Source organism: Gilliamella sp. App6-5 (assembly GCF_001690525.1).
Lineage (GTDB): Bacteria > Pseudomonadota > Gammaproteobacteria > Enterobacterales > Orbaceae > Gilliamella > Gilliamella apicola_H.
Map to the genome: position 1 here is coordinate 1 of NZ_LZGT01000026.1, position 9,060 is coordinate 9,060.

Genomic DNA, 9,060 nt, shown 5'->3' on the forward strand with positions numbered 1-9,060 from the left:
GTGTTGAATGCTATCACAGACCGGCATTTACGCTGGGGCTTTCCCAAATGTTTTAATCGCATCAGAAAGCTCGGCTATAAATGGAATCATAAACGGGTGTATCGGGTGTATTGTGAATTAAAGCTTAATCTCAGGGTAAAGCGTAAACAGCGCATTCCTCCACGAAACCCAGAAAGGTTATTAGTCCCCAATAAACAAGGTGAATGTTGGTCAATGGATTTTATGAGTGACAGTAGTCGTAATCAGCGTCGCTTTAGGACGTTCAATGTCATCGATGACTTTAATCGTGAGGCGCTAGGCATTGATATTGCAGTAAGCTTACCGGCAGGGAGAATTACCCGTTACTTAGATAAACTGGCTGAATATCATGGCTATCCATTAAAAATACGGGTCGATAATGGGCCAGAATTTACAGGAAAAACCTTTATAAACTGGGCTAAATCCCATGATATAGCCATTGATTATATCCAGCCCGGTAGCCCTTATCAAAATGGCTATATTGAACGATTTAATCGTACCTATCGTACTGAAGTACTCGATTTATATCTTTTTAATAATCTAGAACAAGCAAGAAAGGTAACCGAAGAATGGCTAACAGTGTATAACACCGAAAGACCGCATGAGGCATTAAATAACATGACACCGATTGAGTATAAAACATTAAAACAGGCAGCTTAATTTTCTACGTAAGTTGTGTACTAAGTTTGGGGTATTTACAGTAAAATGCAATGATGACTGAGTAAACAAATAAATCAATTCTGAATATGACAAAAAAACCCATTTATAAAATGGGCTTTTTGTTTTCAAGTATATATATAATTAATATAATTAGAGTTAAATATTACTCAATAAAAAGTGACAAAATGCACTCTCCCCTCAAAAATCATGTCATTTTGCACATATTCTCGATTCGCTATTTAGTTAGCTGAGTTGAACCGAATAAACAAATCTGTTTTAAACAGCTTTGCCTGGCACGCGTTAACGCACTAAGGGCTACTGATTTTTACCATTCAGTTTTGGTGTTGTTATAGAACAAACAAGGTAAATACCACTGTTTTACAATGAACAATGGTATTCCCCCTGAGTTCTGACATAAGGACAGGAACAAGAACCACCTTGTTCCTTGTTGTATATTCAAATATATTTCAAAATTGATGTGAATTAAATCAGCTCTGATACACATACAGCTCTATCCAACCGTATGTATAGTTGTAACGTTACACAGAGTTGTTACAAGCAGCCATAAATTATGGACTTAGGATTTCAGATTAATAAGGGTTAAAAATTAATCTGAAATAAATTAGTGATTTTATGACCGCAAAACCACAAAAACACCGGAGTAAGTCTTGATTCTGTCACAATTCATTTAATTTTACAATATCAATAATCATTATAATCTGGCTCAGGACCATATTCATCATAATGATCATTTCGAAAATCAGAGTCTTCGTCACATTCATTAATAGCAATTTTTAATGACTTGCTAAGATATTTTCGCGCATTAATAAGCGCATTACCTGTTAAATCATCTTTTGTTGCTCTTATCATACCCAATGCAACATTGATAATCTCTTTGATCTCCGCTGGAGTTGTTCTATCTAATGCGTCCCCCAATTCCTTGTCAGCAATGTTACAATCGGCAGGAAGATACATTTTTGCGCACTCAATAGCGGCTTTGCGTCTAAAAGCACCAACTGAAATTATTCTGTCAATTCGACCAGGTCGTTTGCTAATACGCGGATCTATCCTTTTGGGATAGTTTGTCGAAAATATGACATACGTGCCAGCTTTGTTTACTGGAGTCAGGCTACCGTCAAGGAAACTTAATACCGACGCATTTGCACGGTACAACTCATCGATTTCTTCTGCAATAATTAATACTGGCCTTTGTTTTTTTGCCGCTTCTTTGCACGCTAGATAAAAATTGTCACCCGATGCGTAAATAATAGCAATATTTTTTCTATGAATAGATGCTAGAGATTTAACAATAGTGGTTTTACCCGTCCCGGGAGGACCTGTTAATAAAACTTTTCTCATTCCAGATTGGCCGTATCGAGTATAATATTCAATATCATCAAAAAATTGTTTGAAATCATCTTCTAATATTTTGTATTTAGGATGTACAGCAAATCGTTCAAATTCGTCGACTATTTGAGTTTTAATTTTTTGGTAATACGGTAAATTATTGTAGTCATATATTTCCCAAACACCACTCTTGGGCAAATTTCTGATTAACTTTTTCACACCAGTTTGACAAATATCATGTAGCAGCAATAACGCTTTTTCAGTTCCAATCGTATATTCAATTGATATTTTAGAATTCAGAACAGATCGTAAAATATGAATAGTATGCTCATTATTTAGTTTTATTCTAAAAAAACCAGAGGCATCTTGAAACATCAACCGTCGCCCATTGCCAGTTTTCACAACTAAAGGTAATGAATTCGATGACATTAAATGTGACGGTAATCGTTCTATATCGAGTAAACTGTAAATTCTTTTTTTTCGGCGTGTAATAAGTATCTCGCTGATTTTAGGAAAATAACCGCCGTCTTTGATGAGAACACCGAAGTCGTTTGGATAGAGCTGTTTATGTAAATCAATAGCGTACTGCCACATTTTTTTGTTCTTAGAATTTGAATGGCTCATTTTACACTCCTTAGAATAGGATTACCTTTTTTGTCTCCAAAACATGTAAATTTGCACCCATCTTTATAACGAGAACAACCAAACCATATATATTTGCCTTTTTGGTTTTTACCTTCTCTTTTGATGAGTGTACCACTTTTACATTCAGGGCAATCGTATGATTTTGCTTTTGAATTTTTCGTTGTATTTTTAGGTAATTCAGCTCCTTTATACGTTTGAATAAGTTGGTTAATAAAAATATACTGTTTACGCATAAACTCGCTTTGTTGCTGTTGACCCGTTGCAATATTTTCTAATTCTTGCTCCCACAAGGCTGTCATACCAGGATCTTTTAAAACTGGAGGTAATGTGTCTATCAGTGCGTAGGCAATATCAGTTGCTAAGATAGCTTTCTTTTTTCGTTCAATGTAATTACGTTTTTCTAATGTTTCTACAATTCCAGCCCTTGTTGCTTCTGTACCGATCCCTGATGTTTCCTTTAACATTTTTTTTAGCTGAGGGTTTTCTATATATTTTGCAATTTGCTTCATTGCATCAAGCAAGCTTGCATCATCAAAATGTGATGGTGGCTTAGTTTGTAATGATCTAATATCTACCTTAGAGATAATACAGGTATCTCCTGAAGATAAAACAGGGAGTTTTTGTTTATCATCAACATCTTCAGCATTTTCAATGTTGTCTTTTGCAAATAATACTTTCCATCCTTGCTCAACTAGTACGGTACCTTTTGATTGAAATTTCTGTTCAGCACTAATTAAATTAACTACTGTTTTATCTACTTCATTATGCACCATGAAATTAGCTAAATAGTTTCGTCGAATCAAATCATAGACTTTTAATTCATCTGCACTAAGTTGTGACAATTCAATAATCTTTGACGTTGGGATAATGCCATGGTGTGCGGTTACTTTTTTATCATTCCAAAGTCGAGACTTATGGGCTAAATTAACCTGTGGCATAAATTTTGCCATTTCAGGATCATTTTTCATAATGACAGAAACTATGGTTTCGGCTTCATCAAACATTGATTCGGGCAAATATCCACAATCAGTTCTTGGGTAAGTTGTAATTTTATGGGTTTCATAAAGGGATTGAGCAATATTCAGCACTTGAGGCATAGACATACCATACTTTTTAGAGCAGGCTTTCTGCAAGTCACTTAAACTAAATGCTAAAGGAGGAGAGAATTTAACCCGTTCAGTGTTAACATCAATAACTTTTGCTTCTCTTGAATGCTGCAATTTTTGTGCTATTTGTCTTGCAAACGATTCACTGAAACACCGCCCAGCTTCGTCTATATTCTCCTCAGGCATCCATGTAGCATTAAATATCTGCGATGTTTTTGATAACTGAATATTGACAGAAAAATAAGGTTTGGGTATGAAATTTTTAATTTCTCTATCCCTATCGACAATTAACTTTAGCACAGGTGTTTGAACACGACCCACAGATAAAACCCCTTCAAAACCTGAATTTCTACCCAATAATGTAAATAGCCTAGTACTATTTAATCCAACAAGCCAATCAGCTTTTGCTCGAGCTTGAGCAGCCAAATACAACGGATAAGTTTCACTAGCAATCTTAAGATTCGCAAGCGCTTTTCTTATTGATGAATCATCAAGTGCTGAAAACCACAACCGCTTTGTTTCACCTTTCCAGTTAAAACGTTCTAACAAAGACCACGCAATAGCTTCCCCCTCTCGATCTGGGTCTGTTGCGATCACAATAATAGTGGCTTTTTTTACTAAGTTTTCAATTGTTTTGTATTGTTTTGCTGTTTTTTTTGAAACGTTATAAATCCAAGAGCTAGGTAAGATTGGTAAATCAGAAATATTCCATTTTTTAAACTTTTCATCGTAAGCATCAGGTTCTGCAAGTTCAAGTAAATGTCCAACACACCAAGTGATACAAATTTCACTGTTTGGGCTTCGATAAAAGCCGTTATCACTAACTGTTGCACCAATGTGGTCACGAATATCTTTTGCTTGGCTTGGCTTTTCACAAATAAATAATTTCATTAACATTCATTCTCTTATTGTTTTTGATAACTGAATATTAATGAATTGAAATAAATATGGGATAGTTAAATCAATATTGCTAAATGGAATATTGATTTAATAATAAAAAACATATACAGCATAATTATAATTAAAGCTCAATAAATAATTATTGGAGTAAACTATGATAGATATGGCTATTCCCGTTAATCATTCATTTTTAGATTATAAAAACCATGAAACACTAATATTCAACATGTCAAACGGGGAAAACAATTTTTGTATTGGAATTTTTAATATTATCTATTTTGCACAACTGGCAATGCAACTCGGATATATTCCTAAAGACGATAAATGGACTAATACGTTAAATGAATATTATAAAAATGATGACTGTTACAATGCTCATAAAAAAATTTGTATGAAAAATCCTGCTATTATTACAAACTGCATTTGTGACAATTGCGATAATCCTATTTTATTTAAAGTTAAAGATACCAAACATGAGTTTCAAATTGGGCTTTTAACTATTCTTAATTGTTTAAAAATAGCAGAGCAAAACAACTATATACCGCAAATAAACGTCCAATTTTGGATATTAGTAGAAAATCGCTACCACTTATCCAATAAGTTTTAAATTAGTAAATTTTACGACGAACATCACCTATATTAAATTTATCTTATAAGTATAGGTGATATCAATTCATTTGCTTGTTCTATACAATAATCATTAAAAGAATTTTTATGCCATTTGCCCTGGTCCAGATTTATTAAATTACTAAAATAAACATGATTCATTTCGATAGTTTTTCGGTAAATTTCTTGTGGTTCACGAAATTCACTATTTGAAACTTGATAAGTAATGACTAAATCTATAGACTCTTTTTTGTTATTAGCACTAAGCGGAATATGATTTGTAAAATAGAAATTTAATTCTGTAAAAATTTTACTAGAAAAAGTGAAACATCCTTTTTCCATTTTTATAAATTTATTAGTCTTTTCTAGAATTGTGTCCTTTAATGTGCTGTCTATTATTTTTTTACCAAACAAGGAATGGTTTTTAGACATATAAGCAAATATCCAGGGAACATTAAGAGTTGTAGCTCCGCAATAAAGATACCCTTCAAAGTTAATATAATTTTGTAACATATTGATAAGTAAATTCTTGCCTATTTGAAAACCAATATCTTTTTGGATAAGATAAATAATTCGATCTAAATATTGGTTTAAGATTATTAATATTTTTCTGGATATGTCGTCTAGCTTTGATTTTCTATGAGATGGGTCATAACGTTTATTTGCGTTATGTGCTGCAAATGGGCATTGTTTATAATTATCAGGATTAAAATAGCCTAATTGCACGACGTTGTTATAAGATCCGTTAACCTGCTTGTGATAATGCTTCCCGTAAGGGTTCAATAATTTATCTGAGCTGTGATATAGATTTATAATTTGTATAGGATTATCACAGGCAGGACAAATAGCAAAATAGCAAGCTTCACCTTTGTCATTTTGTTGAACGAAAGGAAATTTACTTTGTGTATCTTTTTCAAATTGATTCCGTTCAATGACATGAAATATTGTACTATCAGGCGAAATCTTATATAAGTGCATATTATCTTCTACCTTTTTTACATTTTCATAATTTATTATCATTAATTTTTTTAAATTATTCAATAAATCATTTTATTTCCTGATTTATTCAGTTATAAATATAAATAAAATTTCAAATCAAAATACGAAAAATTTTCGTATTTTAAAATTAGAGAATGACGATATGAACGGATATGAATTAAAAATAACACTAGAAAAATAGATAGCCTAACTACTTTTAGCTAGATTACCTATTTAATATTTATAAACTCTAGAATGGGATATCGTCATCAAAATCCATTGGCGGCTCTGGCATAGCTGTACCTTGTTCTGTAGTTGGTGCATTTTGCGTTGTTGATTGTGGCACTGGTGCAGATGGAGAATTGTTTGCACTTTGTCCCCAATTTTGTGAACCATCCCGTGAACCTAACATTTGTAAAGTACCGCCGATTGGGTTAATCACAACTTCTGTAGTATAACGATCTTGTTCGGACTTATCTTGCCATTTACGAGTTTGTAACTGTCCTTCAAGATAGACTTGTGAACCTTTCTTTAAGTATTCACCAGCAATCTCAGCTAATTTACCAAATACAACAATACGATGCCATTCAGTGCGATCACGGGTTTCGCCAGTCTGTTTATCTTTCCAGTTTTCAGATGTTGCAACACTAAAATTAGCAACAGCATTGCCATTCGGCATATAACGAACCTCAGGATCTTGTCCCAGATTACCAACTAAAATTACCTTGTTTATTCCTCTAGCCATGTTCTTGCTCCAATTTATTAACTCATATTATTTAATTTAGTTGATATATTCAGCTCATCAAATTTTGGCAACATTTCATTAATCAAATGCCTGATTCGAATACATACTCGCATTTGAAAATTTAACGTTAAGCGATCAACTTCTAATTGCCTGATAAAAACTTTATCATCATGACTCAAATTATTTTGTTTCAACGCATCTAATATCAATCGTTTCCCCTCTATTTCAGTACGACTGGTTTTACCATCAACAATGATTATTTTCTTATACTTCCAGCTCAAATATACTGAACCATTTGATAGACGTCTTTTTTTTAAATAAAACGGTAAATATTTAATTGGTAATTTATCTCTCGTGTCATTGATGAGTCTTTCTGCAATGTTTTCTAGCTTCGAAATGTGCGACTCAATTTCTTGTAAAATAATTTTGTACTCCCCCTTATCTTTAAAAGGCTTTAAAAGGCCTTTTAGGGATAGATGTTGTTTTGCAAATTGATAATCTAAGTGAGAGAGTGTATTTGCATATTCATCTTTATAAAGCTCATTCATTAGCTCACCTTATTATGTTAATTTGATACTGTTCTGTCTCGCATTTTATCTGCATTTAGAATTTCTTCAGGTACAGCTCCAAGTTGCTCAATAGCTTTAGCTGCTAATGGAGTATTATCGACAAAATCTTTTCGTGTTACCCCCAACCGTTTATATTTAGTTATATAAGTAATTAACGAACGTAATTCATGAGCAATCATATTCTGCCGATCTGATGCATCACTATTTTTGATTAATGAAATATGTTTAGCTAGCTGAATTTTTCGGACAAATAAATCAAATTTACACAGTAAAAATACTAATTGATAACCACTGGGAACATTAATAAAGAGATTCAAATCGACAGGCTTAACAGATGTTGCATCGCTTATTTTAAAACCGCTCGGAACTGATTTAAGGACCTCATCGATACGGTAATTCTCAATATCTAGTAATTTCTCAATTTTAGTAATATGCTTATAGAATTTAGTTAATCTCATATCAGCATACGGATCATCCAACCGTGTTGCAATTTCAATAACTCTTAAATATGCAATAGCCCTTGTCATACTTTGAATTGGATGCTTATCATCAGTTTTTTTTCTGCCGTACCAGATTTGAATTGCTGGAACAGTATGAAGCTCTATTTTAATATCACTTCGTAAAACACCAACTTGGTTGTTTTCAATTGTTTCCATGGGAATACTCCTATTTAAATAAAATTAAAAATTAATTCAGCTAGCTGTAAACCCCCGTAACAGTAAACAATCTCATTTACTCTATTACCTTTAAAAGGCCTTTTAGGGATAGATGTTGTCTCCAGCTAGCTGTAAACCCCCGTTACAGAGACTAACCACTCAGCTAGCTGTAACCCCCCGTTACAGAGATTAACTACTCAGCTAGCTGTAACCCCCCGTTACAGTAAATTAACTACTTAGTTCACTGTAACCCCCCGTTACAGTAATTGAACTACCCAGCTAGCTGTAAACCCCCGTTACAGAGATTAACCACTCAGCTAGCTGTAACCCCCCGTTACAGTAAATTAACTACTTAGTTCACTGTAACCCCCCGTTACAGAGATTAACCACTCAGCTAGTTGTAACCCCCCGTTACAGTAATTGGACTACTCAGCTAGTTGTAACCCCCCTTTACAGAGACTAACCACTCAGCTAGCTGTAAACCCCCGTTACAGTAAATTAACTACTTAGTTCACTGTAACCCCCCGTTACAGTAATTGAACTACCCAGCTAGCTGTTGCCCCCCGTAACAGAGATTAACCACCTAGCTAGCTGTTGCCCCCCGTAACAGTAAACAATCTCATTTACTCTATTACCTTTAAAAGGCCTTTTAGGGATAGATGTTGTCTCCAGCTAGCTGTAACCCCCCGTTACAGTAAATTAACTACTTAGTTCACTGTAACCCCCCGTTACAGTAATTGAACTACCCAGCTAGCTGTAAACCCCCGTTACAGAGATTAACCACTCAGCTAGTTGTAACCCCCCGTTACAGAGACTAACCACTCAGCTAG

The 9,060-nt window shown here is 33.9% G+C and carries 8 protein-coding genes; 2 read left to right on the forward strand and 6 right to left on the reverse strand.

The window, feature by feature from the left end; genetic code table 11:
• The coding region (locus tag A9G24_RS03095) for an IS3 family transposase (protein ID WP_176701156.1) at positions 1-678 on the forward strand (678 nt) is incomplete at its 5' end.
• Between the two features lie 702 nt (positions 679-1,380).
• On the opposite strand, the gene A9G24_RS03100 is transcribed toward A9G24_RS03095, so the two are convergent.
• On the reverse strand, positions 1,381-2,649 hold the full coding sequence (locus A9G24_RS03100) for an AAA family ATPase (RefSeq protein WP_255307222.1): 1,269 nt from the start codon (positions 2,647-2,649) through the stop codon (positions 1,381-1,383).
• Positions 2,646-4,667 (reverse strand): DNA topoisomerase III, encoded by a 2,022-nt coding sequence (locus tag A9G24_RS03105; protein WP_065637722.1) that lies wholly within the window; start codon positions 4,665-4,667, stop codon positions 2,646-2,648. Before A9G24_RS03105 ends, A9G24_RS03100 begins: the two co-directional genes overlap by 4 nt.
• A 163-nt stretch (positions 4,668-4,830) precedes the next feature.
• Here A9G24_RS03105 and A9G24_RS12440 point away from each other — a divergent pair, with 163 nt between their 5' ends.
• Positions 4,831-5,283 (forward strand): hypothetical protein, encoded by a 453-nt coding sequence (locus A9G24_RS12440; RefSeq protein WP_081303060.1) that lies wholly within the window; start codon positions 4,831-4,833, stop codon positions 5,281-5,283.
• Positions 5,284-5,321: 38 nt separating this feature from the next.
• Here A9G24_RS12440 and A9G24_RS03115 read toward each other — a convergent pair whose 3' ends face one another.
• From A9G24_RS03115 to A9G24_RS03130, 4 genes are all read right to left on the reverse strand, one after another.
• Positions 5,322-6,323, reverse strand: coding sequence for a hypothetical protein (locus A9G24_RS03115; RefSeq protein ID WP_141673047.1), 1,002 nt, complete (start codon positions 6,321-6,323; stop codon positions 5,322-5,324).
• Positions 6,324-6,510: 187 nt separating this feature from the next.
• A complete protein-coding gene (ssb, locus tag A9G24_RS03120) occupies positions 6,511-7,005 on the reverse strand; it encodes a single-stranded DNA-binding protein (protein WP_065637718.1) in 495 nt (164 codons plus the stop codon).
• A gap of 17 nt (positions 7,006-7,022) precedes the next feature.
• Positions 7,023-7,553, reverse strand: coding sequence for a DUF3158 family protein (locus A9G24_RS03125; RefSeq protein WP_065637719.1), 531 nt, complete (start codon positions 7,551-7,553; stop codon positions 7,023-7,025).
• 17 nt (positions 7,554-7,570) lie between these two features.
• Positions 7,571-8,230, reverse strand: coding sequence for a PFL_4669 family integrating conjugative element protein (locus tag A9G24_RS03130; protein ID WP_065637720.1), 660 nt, complete (start codon positions 8,228-8,230; stop codon positions 7,571-7,573).
• Between the last annotated feature and the right edge of the window lie 830 nt (positions 8,231-9,060).

Coding starts and splice junctions, on each gene's coding strand:
- A9G24_RS03100 (WP_255307222.1), bottom strand. CDS start 2,649: ATGAGCCATTCAAATTCTAAGAACAAAAAAATGTGGCAGTACGCTATT.
- A9G24_RS03105 (WP_065637722.1), bottom strand. CDS start 4,667: ATGAAATTATTTATTTGTGAAAAGCCAAGCCAAGCAAAAGATATTCGT.
- A9G24_RS12440 (WP_081303060.1), top strand. CDS start 4,831: ATGATAGATATGGCTATTCCCGTTAATCATTCATTTTTAGATTATAAA.
- ssb (WP_065637718.1), bottom strand. CDS start 7,005: ATGGCTAGAGGAATAAACAAGGTAATTTTAGTTGGTAATCTGGGACAA.
- A9G24_RS03125 (WP_065637719.1), bottom strand. CDS start 7,553: ATGAATGAGCTTTATAAAGATGAATATGCAAATACACTCTCTCACTTA.
- A9G24_RS03130 (WP_065637720.1), bottom strand. CDS start 8,230: ATGGAAACAATTGAAAACAACCAAGTTGGTGTTTTACGAAGTGATATT.